18 protein-coding genes are annotated in these 23,491 nt (G+C 72.0%); 8 read left to right on the forward strand and 10 right to left on the reverse strand.

Annotation, left to right across the window (positions count from 1 at the left end; all coding sequences use genetic code 11):
• The first annotated feature begins 210 nt into the window (after nucleotides 1-210).
• The 4 genes from ACGFSC_RS03810 (at nucleotide 211) to ACGFSC_RS03825 (ending at nucleotide 4,259) form a co-directional block, all read left to right on the forward strand.
• The gene (locus tag ACGFSC_RS03810) at nucleotides 211-1,203 is read left to right on the forward strand and encodes a malate dehydrogenase (RefSeq protein ID WP_359915194.1); all 993 of its coding nucleotides are present in this window, start codon (nucleotides 211-213) and stop codon (nucleotides 1,201-1,203) included.
• 108 nt (nucleotides 1,204-1,311) lie between these two features.
• Nucleotides 1,312-2,637, forward strand: a complete 1,326-nt coding sequence (locus ACGFSC_RS03815) for a hemolysin family protein (RefSeq protein WP_359915475.1) — start codon at nucleotides 1,312-1,314, stop codon at nucleotides 2,635-2,637.
• A gap of 75 nt (nucleotides 2,638-2,712) precedes the next feature.
• Nucleotides 2,713-3,708 (forward strand): tryptophan--tRNA ligase, encoded by a 996-nt coding sequence (trpS, locus tag ACGFSC_RS03820; protein ID WP_359915480.1) that lies wholly within the window; start codon nucleotides 2,713-2,715, stop codon nucleotides 3,706-3,708.
• Nucleotides 3,705-4,259: a 2'-5' RNA ligase family protein gene (locus tag ACGFSC_RS03825; RefSeq protein ID WP_359915476.1), complete on the forward strand. Its 555-nt coding sequence runs from the start codon at nucleotides 3,705-3,707 to the stop codon at nucleotides 4,257-4,259. Before trpS ends, ACGFSC_RS03825 begins: the two co-directional genes overlap by 4 nt.
• A gap of 31 nt (nucleotides 4,260-4,290) precedes the next feature.
• Here the strand turns inward: ACGFSC_RS03825 and ACGFSC_RS03830 are convergent, their stop codons facing one another.
• Both ACGFSC_RS03830 and ACGFSC_RS03835 read right to left on the reverse strand, forming a co-directional pair.
• Nucleotides 4,291-6,840: a CDP-glycerol glycerophosphotransferase family protein gene (locus ACGFSC_RS03830; RefSeq protein ID WP_359915478.1), complete on the reverse strand. Its 2,550-nt coding sequence runs from the start codon at nucleotides 6,838-6,840 to the stop codon at nucleotides 4,291-4,293.
• 248 nt (nucleotides 6,841-7,088) lie between these two features.
• Nucleotides 7,089-10,661 carry a bifunctional glycosyltransferase family 2 protein/CDP-glycerol:glycerophosphate glycerophosphotransferase gene (locus ACGFSC_RS03835; protein ID WP_359911579.1) on the reverse strand — a complete coding sequence of 1,191 codons (3,573 nt, stop codon included), beginning with the start codon at nucleotides 10,659-10,661 and terminating at the stop codon, nucleotides 7,089-7,091.
• 134 nt (nucleotides 10,662-10,795) lie between these two features.
• Between ACGFSC_RS03835 and ACGFSC_RS03840 the strand changes: the two genes are divergently transcribed.
• Entirely contained in the window at nucleotides 10,796-11,794 is a 999-nt protein-coding gene (locus ACGFSC_RS03840; RefSeq protein WP_359911576.1) for a glycosyltransferase family 2 protein, read from the forward strand.
• 103 nt (nucleotides 11,795-11,897) lie between these two features.
• Nucleotides 11,898-12,899: a YhjD/YihY/BrkB family envelope integrity protein gene (locus tag ACGFSC_RS03845; RefSeq protein WP_359911574.1), complete on the forward strand. Its 1,002-nt coding sequence runs from the start codon at nucleotides 11,898-11,900 to the stop codon at nucleotides 12,897-12,899.
• A 64-nt stretch (nucleotides 12,900-12,963) separates the two neighbouring features.
• Here the strand turns inward: ACGFSC_RS03845 and ACGFSC_RS03850 are convergent, their stop codons facing one another.
• Nucleotides 12,964-14,151, reverse strand: coding sequence for a D-alanyl-D-alanine carboxypeptidase family protein (locus ACGFSC_RS03850; protein ID WP_392862337.1), 1,188 nt, complete (start codon nucleotides 14,149-14,151; stop codon nucleotides 12,964-12,966).
• 136 nt (nucleotides 14,152-14,287) lie between these two features.
• On the opposite strand from ACGFSC_RS03850, the gene ACGFSC_RS03855 reads away from it, so the two are divergent.
• Together ACGFSC_RS03855 and ACGFSC_RS03860 are read left to right on the forward strand one after the other, a co-directional pair.
• Complete coding sequence (locus ACGFSC_RS03855; RefSeq protein WP_359911571.1) at nucleotides 14,288-14,548, forward strand: SCO4848 family membrane protein; 261 nt, start codon at nucleotides 14,288-14,290, stop codon at nucleotides 14,546-14,548.
• 92 nt (nucleotides 14,549-14,640) lie between these two features.
• Nucleotides 14,641-16,257: a hypothetical protein gene (locus ACGFSC_RS03860; RefSeq protein ID WP_359911568.1), complete on the forward strand. Its 1,617-nt coding sequence runs from the start codon at nucleotides 14,641-14,643 to the stop codon at nucleotides 16,255-16,257.
• Between the two features lie 64 nt (nucleotides 16,258-16,321).
• On the opposite strand, the gene ACGFSC_RS03865 is transcribed toward ACGFSC_RS03860, so the two are convergent.
• The 7 genes from ACGFSC_RS03865 to ACGFSC_RS03895 form a co-directional block, all read right to left on the reverse strand.
• Nucleotides 16,322-17,095 carry a succinate dehydrogenase iron-sulfur subunit gene (locus ACGFSC_RS03865; protein WP_359911565.1) on the reverse strand — a complete coding sequence of 258 codons (774 nt, stop codon included), beginning with the start codon at nucleotides 17,093-17,095 and terminating at the stop codon, nucleotides 16,322-16,324.
• The gene (gene sdhA, locus ACGFSC_RS03870; RefSeq protein WP_359911562.1) at nucleotides 17,095-18,837 is read right to left on the reverse strand and encodes a succinate dehydrogenase flavoprotein subunit; all 1,743 of its coding nucleotides are present in this window, start codon (nucleotides 18,835-18,837) and stop codon (nucleotides 17,095-17,097) included. Before sdhA ends, ACGFSC_RS03865 begins: the two co-directional genes overlap by 1 nt.
• Nucleotides 18,838-18,888: 51 nt before the next feature.
• On the reverse strand, nucleotides 18,889-19,380 hold the full coding sequence (gene sdhD / locus ACGFSC_RS03875) for a succinate dehydrogenase, hydrophobic membrane anchor protein (RefSeq protein WP_359911559.1): 492 nt from the start codon (nucleotides 19,378-19,380) through the stop codon (nucleotides 18,889-18,891).
• Nucleotides 19,381-19,388: 8 nt separating this feature from the next.
• Nucleotides 19,389-19,769 (reverse strand): succinate dehydrogenase, cytochrome b556 subunit, encoded by a 381-nt coding sequence (sdhC, locus tag ACGFSC_RS03880; RefSeq protein WP_033332398.1) that lies wholly within the window; start codon nucleotides 19,767-19,769, stop codon nucleotides 19,389-19,391.
• 368 nt (nucleotides 19,770-20,137) lie between these two features.
• Nucleotides 20,138-20,623 (reverse strand): 2-oxo-4-hydroxy-4-carboxy-5-ureidoimidazoline decarboxylase, encoded by a 486-nt coding sequence (locus ACGFSC_RS03885; protein WP_359911557.1) that lies wholly within the window; start codon nucleotides 20,621-20,623, stop codon nucleotides 20,138-20,140.
• Between the two features lie 335 nt (nucleotides 20,624-20,958).
• Complete coding sequence (locus ACGFSC_RS03890) at nucleotides 20,959-22,608, reverse strand: alpha/beta hydrolase (RefSeq protein ID WP_359911554.1); 1,650 nt, start codon at nucleotides 22,606-22,608, stop codon at nucleotides 20,959-20,961.
• Nucleotides 22,609-22,681: 73 nt separating this feature from the next.
• Complete coding sequence (locus ACGFSC_RS03895; RefSeq protein ID WP_359911551.1) at nucleotides 22,682-23,437, reverse strand: SDR family oxidoreductase; 756 nt, start codon at nucleotides 23,435-23,437, stop codon at nucleotides 22,682-22,684.
• Nucleotides 23,438-23,491 lie beyond the last annotated feature (54 nt).

Raw genomic sequence — 23,491 nt, forward strand, 5'->3', positions numbered from 1 at the left:
GGCCTGCGACGGCCCCCGCCCGGTCCCGTGGAAATCCAGGGCCCGGGCGGGGGCCGCCTTGCTTCTGTGACGCATCAGCCACGCCGGGACACCGGGCATACGCTTCCCTTTGCGATAACCTGACGCCGGTCTCTCGACGTCGAGAGAGATCATCCTGGCTCCAGTGCCGGTGTGCCTGGGGCGCCTGGCGATTTGCTGGAGAAGGTAGAAATGACCCGCACCCCCGTCAACGTCACCATCACCGGAGCAGCCGGCCAGATCGGCTACGCGCTGCTCTTCCGCATCGCCTCGGGCCACCTGCTCGGTGCCGACGTGCCGGTGAACCTGCGCCTCCTGGAGATCCCGCAGGGCCTCAAGGCCGCCGAGGGCACCGCCATGGAGCTCGTCGACTGCGCCTTCCCGCTGCTGCGCGACATCACGATCACGGACCAGCCGAACGTGGCCTTCGACGGCGCCAACGTCGCGCTGCTGGTCGGCGCCCGTCCGCGCACCGCGGGCATGGAGCGCGGCGACCTGCTGTCGGCCAACGGCGGCATCTTCGGCCCGCAGGGCAAGGCCATCAACGACAACGCCGCGGACGACATCAAGGTCCTGGTCGTCGGCAACCCGGCCAACACCAACGCCCTGATCGCCCAGCGCAACGCCCCGGACGTCCCGGCCGAGCGCTTCACCGCGATGACCCGTCTGGACCACAACCGCGCCGTCGGCCAGCTGTCCTCCAAGACCGGCGCCCTGGTCTCCGACATCAAGCGCGTCACCATCTGGGGCAACCACTCCGCGACCCAGTACCCGGACATCTTCCAGGCCGAGATCGCCGGCAAGCCGGCCTTCGAGGCCGTCGGCAGCGACCTGGCCTGGCTGGAGGGCGACTTCATCCCGACCGTCGCCAAGCGCGGTGCCGCCATCATCGACGCCCGCGGCGCCTCCTCGGCCGCCTCGGCCGCCAACGCCGCCATCGACCACGTCCACACCTGGGTCAACGGCACCGCCGAGGGCGACTGGACCTCCATGGGTGTCGTCTCCGACGGCTCCTACGGCGTTCCGGAGGGCCTGATCTCCTCCTTCCCCGTCACCACCAAGGACGGCAAGTTCGAGATCGTCCAGGGCCTGGAGATCTCCGACTTCTCGCGCGCCCGCATCGACGCCTCGGTCAAGGAGCTGACCGAGGAGCGCGACGCGGTCCAGGAGCTGGGCCTCATCTGAGCCCGCCCCGCACGGTTCCGCCGGCGGCCCGCCGCTTCCCTCCCGGAAGCGGCGGGCCGCCGTCGTGTCCGGGTCCTCGCGGCAGCGGCGGTCCTACACTGGCCCGCTGTGAACGAAACACTCGGGGACGCCGCGCTCGTCCTCGTCTTCATCCTGCTGGGCGGGTTGTTCAACGTCGCCGAGATCTCGCTGATCTCGCTGCGCGAGGGCCAGATCCGGACGCTGGAGGGGCTCGGCACCCGGCGCGCGGCGCGGGCCGCGCACCTGGCGGCCGACCCCAACCGCTTCCTGGCCGCCGTCCAGGTCGGCGTGACCTGCATGGGCTTCCTGTCGGCCGCCTTCGGCGCGGACACCCTGTCCGGCAAGGTCGCCCCGCTGTTCGTCCGGGCCGGGCTGTCCGCGGGCGTGGCCGACGCGGTGGCCCTGGTCGGCCTCACCCTGGTGATCAGCTACGCCTCGCTGGTGCTGGGCGAGCTGACCCCCAAGCGGATCGGCCTGCAGCGCGCCGCGTCCATCTCGGTCATCGCCGCCCCGGTGGTGGACGTGATGTCGGTGGTGCTGCGGCCGGTGATCTGGCTGCTCGGCCACTCCACCAACCTGATGGTCCGGCTGCTCGGCGGCGACCCGGCGGCGGGCCGCGGCTCGATGAGCTCCGAGGAACTGCGCGGCCTGGTCGCCGCCAACACCGAACTCGGAAGCGACGAACGGGCGTTGATCGCCGATGTGTTCTCCGCCGGAGAGCGTCAGCTGCGCGAGGTGATGGTCCCGCGCACCGAGGTGACCTTCCTGGACGCCGAGCGCCCGCTGGCCGCCGTGCGGCACCAGGCCGACACCTCCCCGCACTCGCGCTACCCGGTGGTCGAGGGCAGCGCCGACGCGGTGGTCGGCTTCGTCCACGTCCGCGACCTGTACGGCGCGCGCGGCGAGCAGGCCGTCAAGGTCCGCGACCTGGCCCGCCCGGTCAAGCTGCTGCCCGGCACCAAGCTGGTGCTGGAGGCGATGGGCGAGATGCGCCGGGAGGGCCACCACCTGGCCATCGTGGTGGACGAGTACGGCGGCACCGCCGGGATCGTCACCCTGGAGGACCTGGTCGAGGAGGTGATCGGCGAGATCCGGGACGAGTACGACCGCCCGGAGGCCGCCCCCACCCGCCGGCTGGCCGGCGGCGGCGTCGAGCTGGACGGCCTGCTCAACCTCGGCGACTTCGCCGAGGAGACCGGCGTCTCCCTGCCCGAGGGTCCGTACGAGACGGTGGCGGGCTGCCTGGTCGCCGCGCTCGGCCGGCTGCCCCGGGACGGCGACCAGGTGCGCGTTCCGGTCGAGGGCGGCGGCGGGGTGTTGCTGACGGTGGCCAAGGTCGAGGGCCGGAGGATCGCCCGGGTCGGGGTGAGTGCGGTCACACTGGCCGAACCTCCGGGGGCGGAGGTTTCCTGAGCGAGCGGTGGAACTGGAACAATGGCGCGCATGGTCAACGCAGCGGTCACCGGTCCGGCCAAGGACCGTCCCCGGGTGCTCTCCGGCATCCAGCCCACTTCCGGCTCGTTCCACCTCGGCAACTACCTGGGCGCGGTGCGCCAGTGGGTCGACCTGCAGAAGGAGAACGACGCCTTCTACATGGTCGTCGACCTGCACGCGATCACGGTGCCGCAGGACCCGGCGACGCTGCGCGAGAACACCCGGATCTCCGCCGCCCAGCTGCTCGGCGCGGGCCTGGACCCGGACCACTGCACGCTCTTCGTCCAGTCGCACGTGCCCGAGCACGCCCAGCTCGCCTGGGTGATGAACTGCCTCACCGGCTTCGGCGAGGCCTCGCGGATGACCCAGTTCAAGGACAAGTCCTCCCGGTACGGCTCCGAGAGCACCACGGTCGGCCTGTTCACCTACCCGATCCTCCAGATCGCGGACATCCTGCTCTACCAGGCGGACGCCGTCCCGGTCGGCGAGGACCAGCGCCAGCACGTCGAGATCACCCGCGACATCGCCGAGCGGTTCAACTCGCGCTACGCCCCCACGTTCACGATCCCGAAGCCGTACATCCTCAAGGAGACGGCGAAGATCATGGACCTCCAGGACCCGGGCATCAAGATGAGCAAGTCGGCCTCCTCGGCCAAGGGCCTGGTCGGCCTGCTGGACGAGTCGAAGGTCAGCGCCAAGAAGTTCAAGAGCGCCGTCACCGACACCGGCACCGTCGTCTCCTACGACGAGGAGGAGAAGCCGGGCGTCTCCAACCTGCTGCGCATCCACTCCGCGCTCAGCGGCCGGTCGGTGGACCAGCTGGTCGAGCACTTCGAGGGCAAGATGTACGGCGCCCTGAAGACCGAGCTGGCCGAGCTGTTCGCCGAGTGGGTCACCCCCTTCCAGGAGCGCACCCGGGTGTTCCTGGACGACCCGGCGGAGCTGGACCGGGTGCTGGCGATCGGCGCCGAGAAGGCGCGCGCGGTGGCGTCGGTGACGCTGGAGACGGTGTACGACCGGATCGGCTTCCTTCCGGCCGCCAAGCGGTGACTCCCCTCACGCACCTGCCCGGTGGTGGCGACCTCCCCGAGGTCGTCACCATCGGCGTGTCCGTGAGCGTCCCGGACCCGTACGGCGCGGCGGTCCAGGACGCCCGGGCCGGGCACGGCGATCCGCTGGCCCGGTCGATACCCACCCACGTCACCCTGCTGCCGCCGACCGAGGTGCCCGCCGAGGCGCTGCCGAAGATCGAGGAGCACCTGGCGGCGGTGGCGGCCGCGCACCGCCCGTTCCGGATGCTGCTGCACGGCAGCGGGACCTTCCGCCCGGTCTCCCCGGTGGTGTACGTCCGGGTCGAGGAGGGCGCCCAGGAGTGCCGGCTGCTGGAGGCGGACATCCGCTCCGGCCCGCTGGCCCGCGAGCTGGCCTTCCCGTACCACCCGCACGTGACGGTCGCCCACGGACTGTCGGACGACGTGCTGGACCAGGCGTACGAGCAGGCGCGCGACTTCCGGGCGGACTTCCCGGTGGAGGGCTTCGGCCTCTCCCGGTTCGGCGCGGACGAGGTCTGGCGGCCCTGGCGGAGCTACCCGTTCGGGTGAACCTGGGCGTCTCCTGGCCCCGCATTCCCGCCTAGCCCCGCCGCCCGGCCTCCCCGCCCGGCCCCGCCTCCCGGCCTCCCCGGCCGCCGAGTTCGAGCATCCGGTCGACCACCCGGCGGGCCGCGCGGCCGTCGTCCAGGGCGCAGTGCTCGGCCCGGAAGCGCCGGTAGCGCTCGGCGTAGTCGGGCGGCGGTCCGCCGTCGCCGTCGGCGAGTCCGCGCAGCGCGCCGAGCAGTTCGGCCGAGGTCGGCACCAGCGGGCCGGGGGCGTTCGCCTCGAAGTCGAAGGAGAAGCCGCGCAGGGTGTCGCGGTAGTGCTCCAGGTCGTAGGTGAAGAAGTACATCGGACGGCCGGTGATGGCGAAGTCGAACATGATCGACGAGTAGTCGGTCACCAGGACGTCCGCGACCAGCAGCAGTTCCTGCGGGTCGGGGTAGTCCCCGCAGTCGTACAGGAAGCCGTCGCCGGCGCCGGGCAGCGGTTCGCGCACGTGCGCGTGCGGGCGGACCAGCAGCACGTGGTCCGGCCCGAGCAGGCGCCGGGCGTGGTCGAGGTCCAGCCGCAGGTCGAGCCGGAAGCCCTCGCCGTCGCCGCGCTGCTGGTCCTCGCGCCAGGTCGGTGCGTACAGCACGATCCGCCGGCCCTCGGGAACGCCGAGCCGGCGGCGGACGGCGGCGACGGTCCGCGGGTCCGGTCGGGCGAGCACGTCGTTGCGCGGGTACCCGGACTCCAGCAGCTCGCCGGCGTAGCGGAAGGCGCGCCGCAGGATCGGGGTGGCGAACGGGCTGGGGGAGAGCAGCAGGCTCCACTGCGGCGTCTCCCGGTCGAGCGCCGCCAGGTAGCCGCGGTCGGCCAGCCAGGGGCTCTCGACGTCGTGGGCGATCCGCTTCAGCAGGGAGCCGTGCCAGGTCTGCACGACGACCTGGCCGGGACGGCGCTCCAGGAAGTCCGGGAAGTGGGTGTTGCCGACCAGGTACCGGCAGGTGGCCAGCGCGCGGTACCACTCCGGGCTCCAGCTGCGCACCGGGACGATCCCGGGCGGCACCTCGGCCTGGGCGTCGTCGACCACCCACAGGTGCTCCAACCGGGCGTTGCGGCGCACGAGTTCGGTGTGCACCGCGCGCGGGGAGTCGGCGTAGCCGCGGCCGCCGAACACGTCGTACAGCACCGCCTCGCGCAGTGGCGCGCGGCGGGCGGCCGGGTAGCGCTCGGTGCGCAGCCGGCGCTGCGTCCAGGCGCTGCGCTCGGTGGCGGTGAGCACCGGGGTGGAGTCCACCACCAGGGTGTCGTGCCACCGGCGCTGCAGCAGGACCCGCTTGCCGCCGGCGGTGGTGGCGGCGGGGACGGCGGACAGCGCGGCGGGGGCGGCGAGCAGCGGCCGGCCGTCCCCGGGGCGGGCGACCGGCTCCAGGGCGGCCTCCCAGACGCCCTTGCGCAGCGGCAGCGCGACGCCGTCCGAGCCGGTCCGGGCGGCGGGCACCCGGACCCGGAAGCGGCCGTCCGGGCCGGTGGCGACCGGGGTGCGGACCTCGCTCGCGGAGCCGGCGTGCCGCAGCACCAGTTGCAGCCGGTCCGCGGCCGGGTCCGGGCAGCGGCCGGACAGTTCGAAGCCGCCGTCCCGTACGGCGATCCGGTCGACCAGGCCGGCCGCGGGCTGGACGCAGAGCTGGAGCCGGCCGTCGGCGAGGTGCTTGAGGTAGAGCACCCGGTCCGGGACGCCGGGCAGCGGGTGCTGGCCGGCCACCGGGCCGCCGCGCTCGTCGAGGCAGAGCTGTTCGGTGCCGCCGTCGGGGCGCAGCAGTTCGGCGTCCCAGTGCTCCAGCCTGCCGCTGCCCCGCCCGTCGGCGGTGAACGGCCGGTACGGCACCCGGACGGTGAAGGTGTTGCCGGTGCGGGCGAGCGGCTGCTCGACCACCGCGTCGCTCTCCCGGTGGCGCAGCCGCAGCACGGTGCCGGAGGGGCAGGCGTCGGCGACCCCGCCCAGGTCCAGGCCGTCGGGGGCGGGGGTGGCGCGGGTGATCCGGACGGCCGGGCGCTCCAGCCGCAGCCGCAGCCGGCCGTCGGCGAAGAACGGCTGGAGCCGGACGCCGTCGTCCACCCAGTGGGCCGGCGGGTACTCGCCGGAGCCGCACCAGTGCGGGGCGAGGGCGCCGTACCGGCGGCGCACCCGGGCGGGGCGGGGGCGGGTGAAGAGCGTGGCCTCGATCCGCCAGTCGCCGAGCAGCCAGTGGTCCCCGCGGCGCAGCCGGCCGGGTGCTATCAGCGCGGTGAAGCCGGACCAGTCGTGGTTGTGCTCGGACTGGGCGCTGTCGTCGGTGACCTCGGGCATCCGGCGGGGGCGGGAGCGCAGGTGCAGCGGCGGCTGGGACCGGTTCTGGTGGCGCAGGGTCAGCCAGGTCCAGGCGGAGCCGGGGCGGGCGGTGTCCTGGCCCTTCGGGCGGGCGAAGCCGGTGAGCTCCAGGCCGCGGCCGTGCCAGCGGGCGCGCAGCAGCCCGAAGACGACGTCCTCGTCCTCGGCGGGGCGGCCGGCGGTCACCCGGGGGGCGGCGTGCGGCAGGACCAGCCGCGTGAGCACAGGCATGGCGGTGGGAGCCCTTCGGAAGGGAAGTCAACATCCCATCCAGAAATGGCGCCGGGGTCAATTGCACGCTTTTTCGAATGCCCCGGGGAATGCATTTCCGGGAACGCCGGTTCGAATGCGGATCCGGTGTTCCGGTCCTTTCCGCCGGGCCCTTTTCGGTCCCTTCCGCCCGGACGCACAGGTGCCCGGACACAAGCGGGCGCCCGGCACCGATCGGTGCCGGGCGCCCGCCGGAGCGTGCGCCCCGGCTACTCCTTGCGGAGCATCGCGTCGACCACCCGGGCGGCGGCCTTGCCGTCGTCCAGGTCGCAGTACGCCTCGCGGAACGCGGTGGCCCGGTCCGCGTACTCGGCCGTGATCCCGTCCACCCGGCCGAGCACGGAGACGAGCTCCTCGGAGGTGGCCGGCATCGGGCCGGGCGCCTCGGCCTCGAAGTTCAGGCTGAAGCCGCGCAGGTTGTCCCGGTAGTGCTCCAGGTCGTAGGTGAAGAACACGATCGGCTTGCCGGTCGCCGCGAAGTCGAACACGCTCGCCGAGTAGTCGGTCACCAGCACGTCGGCGATCAGCAGCAGCTCCGCCATGTCGGGGTAGCTGCCGACGTCCCAGATGTAGCCGTTGCCGGCGCCCGGGATCTGGCCGCACATCAGGTGGTGCCGGCGCACCAGCAGCACCTGGTCGTCGCCGAGCGCGGCCCTCGCCGCCGCCAGGTCGATCCGCAGGTCGATCTGGTAGCCGTCCTGCGGCCGGCGCCGGTCCTCGCGCCAGGTCGGCGCGTAGAGCACGACCTTCTTGCCCTCGGGCAGGCCGAGCCGCTCCCGGACCTGCTCGGCGGTCTTCTCCCGGTCGGAGGCGAACAGCAGGTCGTTCCGGGGCGAGCCGCTCTCCAGGATCTCGCCCTTGAAGTCGAAGGCGCGCCGCAGCACCGGGGCCGACCAGCGGTTGCCGGCCACCAGCAGGCTCCAGTTCGGGACCTCCCGGGCCAGGCTCTTGAGGTACTTGGAGTCGGTGAACCAGACCTTCTCGAAGTCGAAGCCGATCTGCTTCAGCGGGGTGCCGTGCCAGGTCTGGACGACCACCTGGTCGGGACGGCGGACGAAGAAGTCGGGCAGGTGGGTGCTGGCCACCACGTACTTGGCGGTGGCCAGCGCCTCGTACCACTCCGGGCTGCGGTACCGCAGCGCGGTCGCGCTCTGCGGCAGCTCGGCCTGCATGTCGTCGTTGCCCCACAGGTGCTCCAGCGGCAGGCCGCGGCGGACCAGTTCCTCGTGGACGGCCCGGGGCGAGCCGGAGTACGTGCCGTACTTGCCGGTGTGGTACACCACCGTGTCGCGCACCGGCAGCCGTCGGGCGGCCGGGTAGTCCACGCTCTGCAGCTGGCGCTGGCGGAAACCGGCCCGCTCCTCGGGCAGCAGCACCGAGTCCGATTCCAGCGACAGGCCGTCGTGGTCGCGACGCTCCAGCAGTATCCGCTTGCCGCGGGACTCCACCACGACCGGCAGGACGTCGAAGCAGTCCGGGGTGACCAGCGCGGCGGCGTCCGGCAGTTCGGGCACCTGCACGCCGACCGGGCGGAAGACGACGTGCCAGGTGCCCCGGGAGAGCGGCACCCGGCCGGCGAAGGAGGCGGTCGGCACGGCGGGCAGCGCGGTGCGGAACCGGCCGTCGGAGATCTCCACCGGGTAGGCGTGCTCCTCCTCGCGCCACTTGTGACGGACCACCAGTTCCCAGCGGTGCGCGCCGGGCAGCGGGAACGAGCCGCTCAGCAGGAAGCCGTCGGCGCCGCGCGAGGACACGTCGTCCACCAGCGGCTGGAGCACCTGGTCGGTGAACTGGAGGTGCCCGTTGGGGGAGGGCTTGGAGTAGAGCGCCCGGCGCTCGGCCACCGGGGCCTGCGGGTTCAGCGCCAGGTGCAGCCGCTCGGGCGCGTTGCGGTCGTCCCAGGCCAGCGGGACGGTGCTGCCGTCGGCCAGCAGCAGGGAGCCGTCCCAGTGGTCGCGGCTGCGCTCGGCGGCCACCGGGTCCAGCTCGGCCCAGGCCTCGCGGACGGCGGTCAGCTCGGCGACCGGGGCGAGCGCGGTGAACGGCTGGAGCGAGCCGACCGGAGCGCCCAGCTCCAGCGGGAACGTCACGTGGCGGTCCGACTCGGCGTGGGTGAGCCGCAGCCGCGCCCCGGCGAAGCTCGGGCCGGAGCGGGCCGCGCCCGAGACCTCCAGCCGGTCGCCGTGCGCGGCCAGGCCGGTCACCCGGGCCTTGACCGTCTCCACCCGGAGGTAGACGAAGTTGTCCCGGATCCACGGCACGATCCGCACGTCCGGCTCGACCCAGTGCGACGGGAGGAACTGCGCGCTGTCGCTCCACCCGGCCGAGATCCGGCCCTTGTAGACCCCGCCCTTGCCGGCGCCGGCCACCAGGACGCGCCAGTTGCCGTCCTTCCACTGGCCGCGGTGCCTGAGCCTCTTCGGGTCGATGGCCACGTTGAAGCCGGACCAGTCGCAGCTGTACAGGTCGTGCTGGCAGCTCGCGGTGGCCTCGGGGCTGTACGTCGTCCTCATCGGCACCGCGATGACCCGGCGGCCCTTGGCCTCGCGCAGCACCAGGGTGCGGACCATGTCGTGCTTGCCGGCCGCGCCCAGCTGCTCCGGGTAGGCGTGCCCGGTCAGCCGCAGCTTCCCGTCCTCCCAGACGCTCCGGTACAGCCGGCTGCGGATGACCAGCGAGTTGTCCAGCTTGAGCACCCCGGCCGGCACGCTCTTGCGCCCGCCGCGCAGGAACGGGTAGTCGGCGTACGGGCGCAGCAGGCCGCGGGCCTGGACACCGCCGCCGCTCTCGCGCTCGTACGTGATCTGGTCGACCAGCTCGTCCATCCGGCCCGACAGGGTCAGGTGGTACTTCAGCCGCACCGGCGCGCGCAGCCGGCCGACGTGGTCGGAGCCGATCGCCCGGAGCAGCCGGCCGACGTGCTGGAGGTAGGCGTCCCGGTAGTCCTTGTCCCCCTCCACCAGGGACGAGAAGAACATCGGGATCTCCTCGACGAGGGTGTTCTCGTCGTAGGAGCGCAGGTACTCGGCGAAGCGCGGCTCGGTCTGCTTCATCAGCCAGGCGCGCACCAGCTCGACCGAGGCGACCCGGTCGATCAGGCCCTTGGGGTTGGTGCGCATCTGCGTGATCGACATCTCGCCGACCTCGCGCTCGCGCCAGTGGTAGATCGGCTCGGAGAGCACGTCCACGCTCTTGGCCAGGTAGTGGTGCGGCACGCTGACCGGCGCGTCCTCGTACAGGATGCCCTCGGGGTAGAGCAGGCCGGCGCCGTCGAAGAACGAGCGGCGGTACACCTTGTTCCACGCGGTGCGGTCGGTGACCAGCGCCGGGATCTCGGTGATGTGGGTCTTGAGCCTGGTCTCCTTGAACGGCTTCAGGTGGCCGCCGGACTGGTAGTAGCCCACGGCGCGGAAGCGCAGCACGTTGCCGGTGCAGAAGTCCGAGCCGGTCTCGTCCAGCGTGTTGATCATCAGCTCGTACGCGCTCGGCGGCATCGAGTCGTCGCTGTCCACGAAGCACAGGAACTCGGAGTCCGGGTCGATGTGCCGGATGCCGGTGTTGCGGGCCGCGCCGAGTCCCTTGTTCACCTGCCGGACCAGCCGGAACCGGGAGTCCTCGGCCGCGTACGCCTCGGCGAGCGCCGCGCTGCCGTCCTTCGAACCGTCGTCGACCATGACGCACTCGAAGTCCGTGAAGGTCTGGGCGGCGATCGAGTCGAGGCATTCGACGAGGTAGCGCTCGACGTTGTAGATCGGGACGACGATGGAGAGGCGGGGAGCCATCGGCTACGCAGGCCTTTCTCTGGAGGAGCGTGGCAGCCCGTACGGGGCCTGGCCGCACTTGGATCGGTGCGTACGTGCGCCCCCGATCCTACCTCCGGGGACCTCGCCCACCCCGGGACCACTACGCTGGGTCCGTGTCCCGTTTCAGCGTGATCGTCCCCGTGTACCAGGTCCAGGACTACCTCTCCGAATGCCTCGATTCGGTACTCGGCCAGGACGGCCCGGACTTCGAACTGATCGCCGTGGACGACCGCTCCCCGGACGGCTGCGGCGCCCTGCTGGACGAGGCCGCGGCCGCCGACGCCAGGGTCCGGGTGCTGCACCTGCCGGAGAACGTCGGCCTCGGCCGGGCCCGCAACGCCGGCCTGGAGGTCGCCACCGGGGACTACGTGATCTTCCTCGACAGCGACGACACACTCACCCCCGGATTGCTGAAGGGCATCGACGAGCGGCTCACCGCCACGGGTGACCCGGACATCCTGGTTTACGACTACGCCCGCACCTACGCCGACGGCCGGATCACCCGGGCCGCCTCCGCCCACGTCTTCGGCGCCGCCTCCCCGGACGTCTTCGACCTCGACGCCCGCCCCGACCTGCTCGACCTGCTCCAGGTCGTCTGGAACAAGGCCTACCGCCGCGGCTTCATCGCCGAACAGCGGCTGGTCTTCCCGGCCGGCTACTACGAGGACACCCCCTGGACGTACCCGGCGCTGCTCGCCGCCGCCCGGATCACCCTGCTCGACCAGGTCGGCGTGCACTACCGCCAGCGCCAGGAGGGCGGCAACATCCTGGCCACCGCCAGCCGCAAGCACTTCGACGTGTTCGCCCAGTACGACCTGGTCTTCGCCTTCCTCGACCGCCGCCCCGACCTGGAGCGCTGGCGCCCGGTCGTCTACGGCCGGATGCTGCACCACCTCAACACCGTGGTCTCCAAGCCCGGCCGGGTCCCGCCCGGCGACCGCCGCGAGTACTTCCGCCGGGCCGCCGGGCACTGCGCCCGGCTGCGGCCGGCCGGCTACCGGCCGCCGGCCGGCGTGGACGGCGTGCGCACCGAACTGCTCAGCCACGGCCGCTACGGGGCCTACCAGGCCGTCCGCGCCCTCGCCAAGGCCCGTCGACTCGTCAAGCGGTAGCCGCGGGGCGTCCTGCCGGTCCTCGCCGGGTCCGCCGAAACCCACGGGACACCCACCCGGGGCCTGACGCCCATTCGGGGGACAGGGCCGGTATAACCGGTGGGTGGACTTCCTGACCCGTCTGCCGGTCCTCGGCCCGCTCGTGGCCCGGGTGCTGCGCAGCCGCCCGTACCGGGTGTACGAGTACTTCTCCGCCGCCCGGGGCAACCGGCTGGCCGGCGCCGTCACCTTCTTCGGCTTCCTCGCCCTCTTCCCGCTGCTCACGGTGGGCCTGGCGATCGCCGCCGCGGCGCTCAGCGACGACCGGGTGCACGAGCTGCAGAAGCACATCTCCGACCAGCTGCCGGGGCTCTCGGACGCGCTCAACCTGCCGGCCCTGGTGTCCAACGCGGGCACCGTCGGGCTGGTCGGCGGGGCGCTGCTGCTGATCTCCGGCCTCGGCTGGGTGGACACCATGCGCACCTCGATCCGGGACCTGTGGCAACTGCCCCAGGAGGAGGGCAACCCGGTGCTGCGCAAGGCCTGGGACGTGGCGGTGCTGGGCGGCCTCGGCCTGGTCTCGCTGTTCTCACTGGCCGCCTCCGCCACCGGGACCACGCTGGCCGGCCGGATCGCCGACGCGATCGGCCTCAACAGCGGGTACCTGCTCACCGCCGTCGGCGTGCTGATCGCCATAGCGTGCGACATGCTGCTCTTCGCCTACCTGCTGGCGCCCTTCCCCGGCATCACCGACCAGCGCCGCCGGGACCTCGTGCAGGGCGCGCTGATCGGCTCCGTCGGCTTCGAGCTGCTGAAGATCCTGCTCGCCTCCTACCTGGGCTCGATCGCCGGACGGAGCCTCTACGGGGCGTTCGCCACGCCGGTCGCGCTGCTGCTCTGGATCAACTTCGTCTCCCGGCTGCTGATGTACTGCGTGGCCTGGACGGCGACGGCCGACCCGCAGGCCGCCCGGGAGCGGACCAGGGCGCACGGGCGGACGCTGCTGGAAGCGGCCGACAAGGCGGAGGCGGCGGCCCGGGCGGACGCCGCGGAGCAGGCCGCCCGGGCCCGGAAGAAGGAGAAGACGGAGGGAAAGGGAAAGGGGAAAGCCCGGCCCCAGGACTGAGGCCGGGCCCTGCCGCGGGCCGGAGTTCAGCTGCCGGATCAGCCGGTTCGGCCTCGTCGGCGGATCAGCCGGCGGAGCGGCGCCGCAGCACCAGCGCGCCGTACCCGAGCGCGACACCGGCGAGCACCACGGCCGACCAGCCGACGACGCCGAACCGGCCGCCCCCGCCCGCCGCGGTGGGCGCCGCGGCCGCCGGTTCGGCGGGGTGCGGCGGCGGCGCGGGCGTGCCGTCACCGCCGCCGGCCTGGCCGGTCGGCTCGGCGCCGCCGGGCGGGAGCTCGTCGACCAGCCGGCCGACCGGCTGGACCTTGCCGGCCGCGGCGAAGCCCCAGTCCAGCAGCGCGGCCGTCTCGTCGTACACCTTCTGGTAGCTCGACGGGTGCATCACCGTCACCAGCAGGGTGCGGCCGCCGCGTTCGGCGGCGCCGACGAAGGTCGAGCCGGCGTTGGTGGTGGTGCCGTTCTTCACGCCGATCAGGCCCGGGTACTTGCCCAGCAGCCGGTCGGTGTTGGCGATCCCGAAGCTGCCGCGCTGGCCGGTGTTCCGGTCGACGGCACCCGGGAACATCGCGTCCCGGGTCGCGCAGTACATCCGGAAGTCCGCGTTGCGCAGACCGGCCCGGGCGAACAGCGACAGGTCGTAGGCCGAGGACACCTGGCCGTCCATGTCGTAGCCGTCCGGGGAGATCACCCTGGTGTCCCGGGCCTGGAGCGTGTCGGCGCGCGTCTGCATCTCGGCGACGGTCTGCTGCACCCCGCCGTTCATGTGCGCCAGGACGTGCACCGCGTCGTTGCCGGAGCTCAGGAAGACCCCGCGCCACAGGTCCTCGACCCGGTAGTCCAGGTTCTCCTTGATGCCGACCAGGCTGCTGCCGGGGCCGATCCCCTGGATCTCCTCGTCGGCCACCCGGTGCACCGCGTTGCGGTCGAACTTGGGCAGCACGGTGTCCGCGAAGAGGATCTTCAGAGTGCTCGCCGGGGGCAGCCGCAGATGCGGATTGCTGGCCGCCAGCACCTCCCCCGACGCCGCGTCGGAGACTATCCAGGACTGGCCGGTGAGGTCGGAGGGCAGCGGCGGAGCGCCAGCCATCGGGGCGACCTGCACCCCCGGGAGCCCGAGCCGCTCGCCGCCGATCGCGACCGACGGGGGCGGCTGCTGCGGGGCCGCGCCCGCCGGGGCGGCGAGCAGTACCGGCAGGGCCGCGGTGACCGCGGCGCACAGGCGCGCGAACGTGAGACGGGGTGTGGGCACCAGCAGACCGTACCCACTCACGGTTCCCGGCGCCCTCCCCCCGGGGCCCGTCCACCGCAGGAGGGGCCCGCCCTACGCCGATCGGCGGCCCGCGCATACTGGGGAAGCACACCGCCTTCACACGCCGAGGACCCCCATGAAGCTCAGCCGCCGCACCTCCTGGTTCCTGACCGCCTTCGGGGTCTGGTCGATCATCATCTGGACGACCTTCGTGAAGAACCTCTGGAAGGACTCCGGCGGCCAGGCCTTCACCAACGGGGACCACTCCCAGCCCACCGCCTTCTTCTGGGTCCACCTGCTCCTCGCCGTCACCTCCTTCGCCCTCGGCATCGCCGTCGGCACCATCGGCGTGCGCGGCCTTCGCGCCACCACCCGCCGCACCCCGGCCACCGACTGAGAATCCCCGTTGCCACTGTCGGCCCCCACTGGCAGGATCCTCACCGCTCGTGCACGTCTCGAACAGATCTGCCGACAGAGGGTGGGGATTCCTTGAAGAAGCACACGCGTTCACGCAGGCTCGGGGGGCTGGTCGCGGTGACCGTGGCCGCGGGCCTGCTCACCGTGCCGTCGGCGGCCGTGGCCGACACGGCACCGACCGTCCTCGGGACGGAACAGGGCGGTGACTACGTCACCAGCGCCTGCGACTCGACCACCGTCCCGCTCTGGAGCGGACGGACCATGTACGGTCCGAAGCTCGTCGCGAACGTCACCGGCACCAGTGCCCGGTTCAGCGTCCGGGACGAGACCACGGGCGCCCAGGACCCGGTGTACACCGGCGAGGCCCGGGCCTACGGACAGTGGGCGAGCGTCAACGCCCCCGGTCTGCTGGACGGGCACAGCTACGCCTGGCACGCCTGGGCCCTCCAGGACACCCAGGCCTCCGCCCCGTCGGCGGACTGCCGCTTCACCGTGGACACCACGAGCCCGACCGTCACGGCCTCCTCGACCGACTTCCCGGCGAGCGGCCCCGCCACCAAGTACGCGGGCCAGACCGGCACCTTCGTCCTCACGGGGCTCGACCCGGCGCCGGCCGGCGGCCAGGCGTCCGGCGTCGCCTGCATCCGGTACGGCTTCCGCACGCTGGGCGTCGGCGGCTGCGACTCGTCCGACGCGGTCAAGCCGGCGGCCGACGGCACGGCGACCGTCGGTGTGCGTGTCCTGGACTGGGGCACCAACATCCTCAACCTCCAGGTGATCGACAAGGCCGGCAACGTCAGCTACGGCAGCTACACCTTCTCCGCCCCCTCGAACCCGAACCCGCCGAGGGTTCCCGGAGACGTCGACGGGGACGGTGTTCCGGACGTCCTGCTGCCCGACTCCGCCGGCAACCTGCAGATCATCAGCACGGGCTCGGGCAGCACCGTGCCGTCCGCCACGATCCGTGCCAACTGGTCGCCGGACAGGACGTCCTGGGCCGGGTACCAACTCCCGCACCGCGGTTGGGACTCCAGCGCGCACGCGCCGATGGACGACCTTCTGATCCACGCGAACGGATCGACCGCCCTGTACTTCTACAGCAACCAGGACTACCTCTCGTTCACCCGGAGTCAGACGTCGGTGGGCCGGCCGACCAACTGCCAGAATGCCGCGGGTGCCGCCACCGCCTGCCCCACGACCTTCGCCTCCGACTGGGGCAAGGCCGACCAGCTGGCGCTGATCGGCTCGCTGGACGGCAGGACGGTCTCGTCACTGCTGACCGTCGAGGACGGCAACCTCTGGCTGTTCGCCAAACCGGGCTTCTCCTACCGTCTGTCCACCGCCCGGCAGCTCACCGACAACGGTTCGTGGGCCGGTTACGACCTGGTCGCCCCGGGCCCCGACTCCGTCGGCGACCTCGCCCTCTGGGCGCGCGACCGGGCCACCGGTGAGCTGCACGCGTATCCGATCCCGAAGCAGACCGACGGCAGCCGCGACTTCTCCTCGCTCGCCGACCCGAAGGCGAACGTCGTCGCCACCGGCTTCACCACCGCCGCCTACCCGACGCTCGGCAGCTCGGGCGACCTGAACGCGGACGGCCGTCCGGACCTGTGGGCCGAGACCGCCGACCGGCACCTGCTGTACTTCTCCGGCTGGAGCGATCCGACCGACGTCGGCGCCCTGCGCTGAAACGGGCGAAGGCCCCCGCCCGATCGGAGGATCGGGCGGGGGCCTTCGCGGTGTCGGGCGGGGATCAGAAGCGGCGGGTGACCAGCGCCCGCTTCACTTCCTGGATCGCCTTGGTGACCTCGATGCCACGCGGGCAGGCCTCGGAGCAGTTGAAGGTGGTGCGGCAGCGCCACACGCCCTCACGGTCGTTGAGGATCTCCAGGCGCTGCTCGCCGCCCTCGTCGCGCGAGTCGAAGATGAAGCGGTGCGCGTTGACGATGGCGGCCGGGCCGAAGTACTGGCCGTCGTTCCAGAACACCGGGCAGGACGACGTGCACGCGGCGCACAGGATGCACTTGGTGGTGTCGTCGAAGCGCTCGCGGTCCTCGGCGGACTGCAGGCGCTCCCGGGTCGGCTCGTTCCCCTTGGTGATGAGGAACGGCATGACGTCCTTGTACGCCTGGAAGAACGGGTCCATGTCCACGACCAGGTCCTTGAGGACCGTCAGGCCCTTGATGGCCTCGATCGTGATCGGCTTCTCCGGGTCGACGTCCTTGATCAGGGTCTTGCACGCCAGCCGGTTGCGGCCGTTGATCCGCATGGCGTCGGAGCCGCAGATGCCGTGCGCGCAGGAGCGGCGGTAGGTGAGGGTGCCGTCCTGCTCCCACTTGATCTTGTTGAGCGCGTCCAGGACGCGCTCCTTCGGGTCCATCGTCAGCTGGTAGTCCACCCACACCGGGTCCGGGTGCTCCTCCGGGTTGAACCGGCGGATCCGGAAGGTGACGGTGATCGGCTGGACGGCACCGGCTTCGACCGCGTCCAGAGCGGCCGAGTGCTTCTCCACGGTCGGAGTGCTCATCAGTACTTACGCTCCATCGGCTGGTAGCGGGTCGTGACGACCGGCTTGTAGTCGAGGCGGATGGAGGTGGTGCCGTCGGCGGCAACCTCCTGGTACGCCATGGTGTGCTGCATGAACTTCACGTCGTCACGGGTCGGGAAGTCCTCGCGGTAGTGGCCGCCGCGGGACTCCTCGCGGGCCAGCGCGGAGACGGCCAGCACCTCGGCCAGGTCGAGCAGGTTGCCCAGCTCGACGGCCTCCAGCAGGTCCGTGTTGTACCGGAAGCCCTTGTCCTGGATGGAGACGTTCTTGTAGCGCTCCTTCAGCGCGGCGATGTCCTCGACCGCCTGCTTCAGGGTGGCGCCGGTGCGGTACACCATCGCGTTGGCGTCCATGGTCTCCTGCAGTTCCTTGCGGATCTGCGCCACGGACTCGGTGCCGGTGCTCTCGCGCAGGCCGTCGACCAGGGCCTGGACCTTCTCGGCCGGGTCCTCGGGCAGCTCGACGAACTCGTTGGCGTTGGCGTAGTCGGCGGCGGCGATGCCCGCGCGACGGCCGAACACGTTGATGTCCAGCAGCGAGTTGGTGCCCAGGCGGTTGGCGCCGTGCACGGACACGCAGGCGACCTCGCCGGCCGCGTACAGGCCGGGGACGACGTCGGTGTTGTTGCGCAGGACCTCACCCTCGACGTTGGTCGGGATGCCGCCCATGGCGTAGTGCGCGGTGGGCTGGATCGGGATCGGGTCCGTGTAGGGCTCGATGCCGAGGTAGGTGCGCGCGAACTCGGTGATGTCCGGCAGCTTGGCGTCCAGCTGCTCCGGCGGCAGGTGGGTCAGGTCCAGGTAGACGTGGTCGCCGTCCGGACCGCAGCCGCGGCCTTCGCGGATCTCGGTGTAGATCGCGCGGGAGCAGACGTCACGGGACGCGAGGTCCTTCATGACGGGGGCGTAGCGCTCCATGAAGCGCTCGCCGTCCTTGTTGCGCAGGATGCCGCCCTCGCCGCGGGCGCCCTCGGTGAGCAGGATGCCCATGCGCCAGATGCCCGTCGGGTGGAACTGGAAGAACTCCATGTCCTCCAGCGGCAGGCCGCGGCGGTAGACCAGGGCCTGGCCGTCACCGGTGAGGGTGTGGGCGTTGGAGGAGACCTTGAAGAACTTGCCGGTGCCGCCGGAGGCGAAGACGACCGACTTGGCCTGGAAGACGTGGATCTCGCCGGTGGCCAGCTCGTACGCGACGACGCCGGAGGTCTTGCCCTCGCTGATCAGCAGGTCGAGGACGTAGAACTCGTTGAAGAACTCGACGCCGTGCTTGACGCAGTTCTGGAACAGCGTCTGGAGGATCATGTGGCCGGTGCGGTCGGCCGCGTAGCACGAGCGGCGGACCGGGGCCTCGCCGTGGTTGCGGGAGTGACCGCCGAAGCGGCGCTGGTCGATCCGGCCCTGCTCGGTGCGGGAGAAGGGCAGACCCATCTTCTCCAGGTCGAGGACGGCGTCGATGGCCTCCTTGCACATGATCTCGGCGGCGTCCTGGTCGACCAGGTAGTCACCGCCCTTGACCGTGTCGAAGGTGTGCCACTCCCAGTTGTCCTCCTCGACGTTGGCGAGGGCGGCGCACATGCCGCCCTGGGCCGCGCCGGTGTGGGACCGGGTCGGGTAGAGCTTGGTCAGGACGGCGGTGCGGCTGCGCTGCGTCGACTCGATGGCCGCTCGCATGCCGGCGCCGCCGGCGCCGACGATGACGGTGTCGTACTGGTGAATCTGCATGGGGGGTTAACTCGCCTCTGGCCTCTGCCGATGGTCGATGGTGCTCGCGGCTCAGATGTTGGGGTCGAAGGTGAAGATCACCAGGGTGCCGAGCAGCACGGTGAAGACCGTGGCGGTGCCCATGAGCCCCTTGAGCCAGAGCCGGGTCGAGTCCTTCTCGGCGTAGTCGTTGATCACCTGACGCATGCCGTTGGCGCCGTGCAGCATGGCGAGCCAGAGCATCAGGAGGTCCCAGCCCTGCCAGAACGGCGAGGCCCAGCGGCCGGCCACGAAGGCGAAGCCGATCTTGGAGACGCCGCCGTCGAGCACCAGCATGATCAGCAGGTGGCCGAGGATCAGCACGACCAGAACGACACCGGACAGGCGCATGAAGAGCCAGGCCAGCATCTCGAAGTTGGTGCGGGTGCGACGCGGGGTCTTCTTGGTCCGCTGGCGCGGAGGCTCGATGACGAACGCGTCGGCGGGGTTGCCGGTGCCCAGTCCCCTGCCGGTGTGCGCCTGCTTGGAGGGGACGACGATGGCGTCGGAGTATTCCGTGGACATGTCTCGGCTCACTTCCCGAACCAGGAGATCAGCGTGTGCTGGAGGATCCCGTAGAAGGAACCGGCCATCAGGACGACCCAGACGCCGACGACGGTCCAGAGCATCTGCTTCTGGTACTTCGGGCCCTTGGACCAGAAGTCCACTGCGACGACGCGCAGGCCGTTGAGGGCGTGGAACAGGATGGCGGCCACCAGGCCGTACTCCATCAGGTTCACGAGCGGAGTCTTGTACGTCTGGATGACGGTGTCGTAGGACTCCGGCGACACTCGCACGAGGGCGGTGTCCAGGACGTGGGCGAACAGGAAGAAGAAGATGAGGACGCCGGTGACTCGATGAGCCACCCAGCTCCACATGCCTTCCCGGCCGCGGTACAGCGTTCCAGCCGGCACGGAAAAACCCTCCGGAAGCGATTGGGGGCTCGGCCGGCTTCGGTGTCGGTCAGCCCGGCCGGGTACGGTCCACCGGCCGCCAGCATCCTATCGACGCCTTTCCGTGAACCGCCTCCGGGGGCCCCAGGTGTGATCAATCAGGCACTTCTGGCCTAGCGGGGCGGGAACCAAACCCGAGGGTGTCACGATGCGTGACGGCATGCTCGCGCCCCGTGCCAGAGGGTGAGGGGCGCGGGGCGGGGCGGGTTCGGATTCGGTGGTGGTTCGGATCGGATGGTGCCGTGGCCTCACTCGTCCGGGCGGTTTCGCGGGCGGGATCACCCGCGAGGGTGAAGAGGAGTGGGTGAGGAGGGGTGGGTGATGTGCGCTCAGCGCGCCGCGGCCTCCGAGGGGGTGGCGACCAGGTGCTCCAGGCGGGTGAGGGCGATCCGGCGGAGTTCGTCGGACGCGATCAGCCGCTCCTCGTCCGGGTCGTTGGCGAGGCGGGTGCGGATGGAGGAGAGCACGGTGTCGAGCATCTCCTCCGGGGCGACCCCTTCCAGGCAGACCACGAAGACGTGGCCGAACCGGGCCTCGTACGCGGCGTGCGCGGCCCGCAGCGCGGTGTGCGCGGCCTGGCTTCCGGGAGCCCGCATGCCGAGCAGCGGCTGCGGCATCCAGCTCTCGTCCGCCAGCGCCTCGGTGAGGTCGGCCGGGCGGAGGTCGTAGGAGGCCTCGCTGGCGGCGGCCAGCAGGGACTCGATGTCGGGGTAGGGCCGGTGTGCGGTGAGCCGCAGGGCCCAGCGGTGGCTGCCGCAGCAGGCCAGCAGGGCCTCCTCGGCAGCGCCGGCGTCGGCTTCGTTGAAGCGGTGCAACCCGAGGAGGGTCGGCTCTGTTCTGACGTCGAGCCGCTGTGACGGGATGTCGCTGGCCAGCGGGTCCTCCTCGTGAGGGCGGGAAGGTGCCGGTGGAGTGGGGTGGTGAACGGGTGGGATGGGGGCTGCCGAGGGGCGCGTTGGCGCCGGTCGACCTGCGCCTCAAAGGTAGTTGAGCGGTCATCAGTTGGGGAGGGCGCGCGCCGAATTCATCCGGACGAGCTATCAAGTTGTGACGTTGACACCTGCGCGTCAGCGCCCTCCCCGCGTCCTGCCGCCAGCCGCGGCGCCGCCGTCCACCGAGGACCGGGCCGGGCCGGTCCGGTCCGCGGGACTCAGTCGCAGCGGGTGCCCGGGGCCGGCATCGTGCCCTCGGTCAGGTAGGCCTCCATGGCCCGGTCGATGCAGGTGTTGCCCTTCCCGAAGGCGCCGTGCCCCTCACCGACCCGGGTGAGCAGGGTGGCGTTGGCGAAGCCCTTGGCCAGCGCCTCGGCCGAGGCGTACGGGGTGGCCGGGTCGCCGGTGCTGCCGACCACCAGGATCGGCGCGCTGCCCTCGGCCCGGACGGTGTGCGGCGTCTCCTGCGTCCTGAACGGCCAGTAGGCGCAGCCGGCCTCGCTGAAGTCGTCCACCGTGACGCCCCTGGACATCAGCGGCGCCTCGGCGAGCAGCCGGTCCACGGCGGCCCTGGCGTGCTCGGGGGTGGGCGCGGGGCGGGCGGCGTCGGCGCAGCCGATCGCGTTGTTGGCCTCGTCCACCGGGCTGTAGTGGCCGTCCGCGTCCCGGCCGTTGTAGTCGTCGGCGAAGGCCATCAGGTAGTCGCCCTTGTCGCGCACCATCGCCCAGCCGAGGGCGGCGCGCAGGTACTTCCAGGAGGTCGTCTCGTCGCCGTAGAGGAGCGAGATGGTGCCGGTCCAGGCCTGGTCGCGGCCGAGCTTGCGGCCGTCCTTGGTGGTCAGCGGGTGGTCGTACAGCCCGTCGAGGAAGTCGGCGGCCTTCTTGGCGGCCTTGGTGCCGTCCTTGCCGAGCGGGCACTCGTCGGCGTGGTTCTCCACGCAGTCGGCGGCGAAGCGCTCGAAGGACTTCTCGAAGCCGACCTGCTGGTCGACCCCGTGGTCCAGCCGGTCCTGGCCGGGGTCGACCGCGCCGTCCAGGATCAGCCGGCCGGTGTTCTTCGGGAATTCCTCGGCGTAGAGCGCGCCGAGGTACGTCCCGTAGGAGATGCCGAGGTAGTTGAGCTGCTTGTCGCCGACCGCGGCGCGCAGCACGTCCAGGTCGCGGGCGGTGTTGCGGGTGCCGACGAAGGGCAGCAGCCTGCCGGACCTGGCCTGGCAGGCGGCGGCGTGCTCGGTGGCCTGCTTGACGTGCTCGGCCTTGCGGACGGCCGGGTCGAGGGAGGCGTCCGTCTGGTTGACGGCGTCGTGCTGCTTGTCGTCGTAGCAGACGACCGGGGAGCTGTCGCCGGTGCCGCGGGGGTCGAAGCCGACCACGTCGAAGCGGTCGTGCAGGGTGCCGGCGAACTGCTTGGCGCCGTACTTGACCATCCCGACGCCGGATTCGCCGGGGCCGCCGGGGTTGACCATCAGCGAGCCGATCCGCTGGTCCGGCTTGGCGGCCGGGTACTTGACCAGCGCGAGGTCGAGGGCGTCGGTGGCGGGGGCGGCGTAGTCCAGCGGGACGTGCAGCGTGCCGCACCGCAGGCCGGATATGTCGATCTTGGCCTTCTCCGCCCGGGCGTCGGCCGGGCAGTCGGCCCAGGTGATCTGCTGGCCGTAGAAGGGCTTGAGTGCCGGGTCGGCCTCGCCGGTGGGCCTGGGCGTCGGTGTCGGGGTGGCCGTGGGGGTGGCGGCGGCGGGCGCGGTGGTGCCCGCGGCCCGGTCCTGGGCCGGCGCGGCGGTGTCGTCGCAGGCGGAGGCGAGGAGTAGGGTGCCTGCCGCCAGCGCGGTCAGCAGGACCCGTGGGCGGGCGGCCCGGAAGGTTCTCATCGCACGTGTGTACCACCGGGGGGTGACGTGTTCGATCTTGGCCCCTGCTCCGGGGCCGCCCGCCGGGCCGGGCTCAGGCGCGGTGGACCTTGTGGTTGGCGGCCTGCGCCCGGGGGCGGACCACCAGCAGGTCGATGTTCACGTGCGAGGGCCGGGTGACCGCCCACGCCACGGTGTCCGCGATGTCCTCCGAGGTGAGCGGTTCGGCCACGCCCGCGTACACGGCGGCGGCCTTCTCCTCGTCGCCGCGGAAGCGGGTGACCGCGAAGCCCTCGGACTTCACCATGCCGGGCGCGATCTCGATCACCCGGATCGGCTCCCCGCACAGCTCCAGCCGCAGCGTGGCGGCGATGGTGTGCGCGGCGTGCTTGGCGGCGACGTACCCGCCGCCGCCCTCGTACGCGGCCAGCGCGGCGGTCGAGGAGAGCACCAGCACCGTGCCGTCGCCGGTGGCCCGCAGGGCCGGCAGCAGGGCCTGCGTCACGTGCAGCACGCCGAGCACGTTCACCTCGTACATGGCCCGCCAGTCGGCCGGGTCCCCGTGCTCGACGCTCTCCGCGCCGATCGCGCCGCCGGCGTTGTTCACCAGGACGTCGACCCGGCCGACCGCGGCGGCGAAGGCGTCCACCGCGGCCCGGTCGGTGACGTCCAGGGTGACCGCGCGGGCCGAACCGCCCCGGGCGGCGATCTCCTCGGCCAGCGCCTCGACGCGGTCGGTGCGCCGGGCGGTAAGCACCACGTCGAAGCCCTCGGCGGCCAGCCGGCGGGCGGTCGCCGCGCCGATTCCGCTGCTGGCACCGGTGACCACGGCCACCTTCTGCTCGGTCATTGCCACTCCCTGGGGCTCATCGGTCGTTCACCCGATCATCTCAACCGCGTCGCC

The organism is Kitasatospora sp. NPDC048715 (genome assembly GCF_043198905.1).
GTDB classification, from domain to species: domain Bacteria; phylum Actinomycetota; class Actinomycetes; order Streptomycetales; family Streptomycetaceae; genus Kitasatospora; species Kitasatospora lactacystinica.

What these genes read in the sequence shown, in the direction of transcription:
- ACGFSC_RS03865 (WP_359911565.1), bottom strand. Translation starts at nt 17,095, where the DNA reads ATGAGCACTCCGACCGTGGAGAAGCACTCGGCCGCTCTGGACGCGGTC.
- sdhD (WP_359911559.1), bottom strand. Translation starts at nt 19,380, where the DNA reads ATGTCCACGGAATACTCCGACGCCATCGTCGTCCCCTCCAAGCAGGCG.
- ACGFSC_RS03890 (WP_359911554.1), bottom strand. Translation starts at nt 22,608, where the DNA reads ATGAGAACCTTCCGGGCCGCCCGCCCACGGGTCCTGCTGACCGCGCTG.
- ACGFSC_RS03830 (WP_359915478.1), bottom strand. Translation starts at nt 6,840, where the DNA reads ATGCCTGTGCTCACGCGGCTGGTCCTGCCGCACGCCGCCCCCCGGGTG.
- ACGFSC_RS03810 (WP_359915194.1), top strand. Translation starts at nt 211, where the DNA reads ATGACCCGCACCCCCGTCAACGTCACCATCACCGGAGCAGCCGGCCAG.
- ACGFSC_RS03895 (WP_359911551.1), bottom strand. Translation starts at nt 23,437, where the DNA reads ATGACCGAGCAGAAGGTGGCCGTGGTCACCGGTGCCAGCAGCGGAATC.
- sdhA (WP_359911562.1), bottom strand. Translation starts at nt 18,837, where the DNA reads ATGCAGATTCACCAGTACGACACCGTCATCGTCGGCGCCGGCGGCGCC.
- ACGFSC_RS03855 (WP_359911571.1), top strand. Translation starts at nt 14,288, where the DNA reads ATGAAGCTCAGCCGCCGCACCTCCTGGTTCCTGACCGCCTTCGGGGTC.
- ACGFSC_RS03835 (WP_359911579.1), bottom strand. Translation starts at nt 10,661, where the DNA reads ATGGCTCCCCGCCTCTCCATCGTCGTCCCGATCTACAACGTCGAGCGC.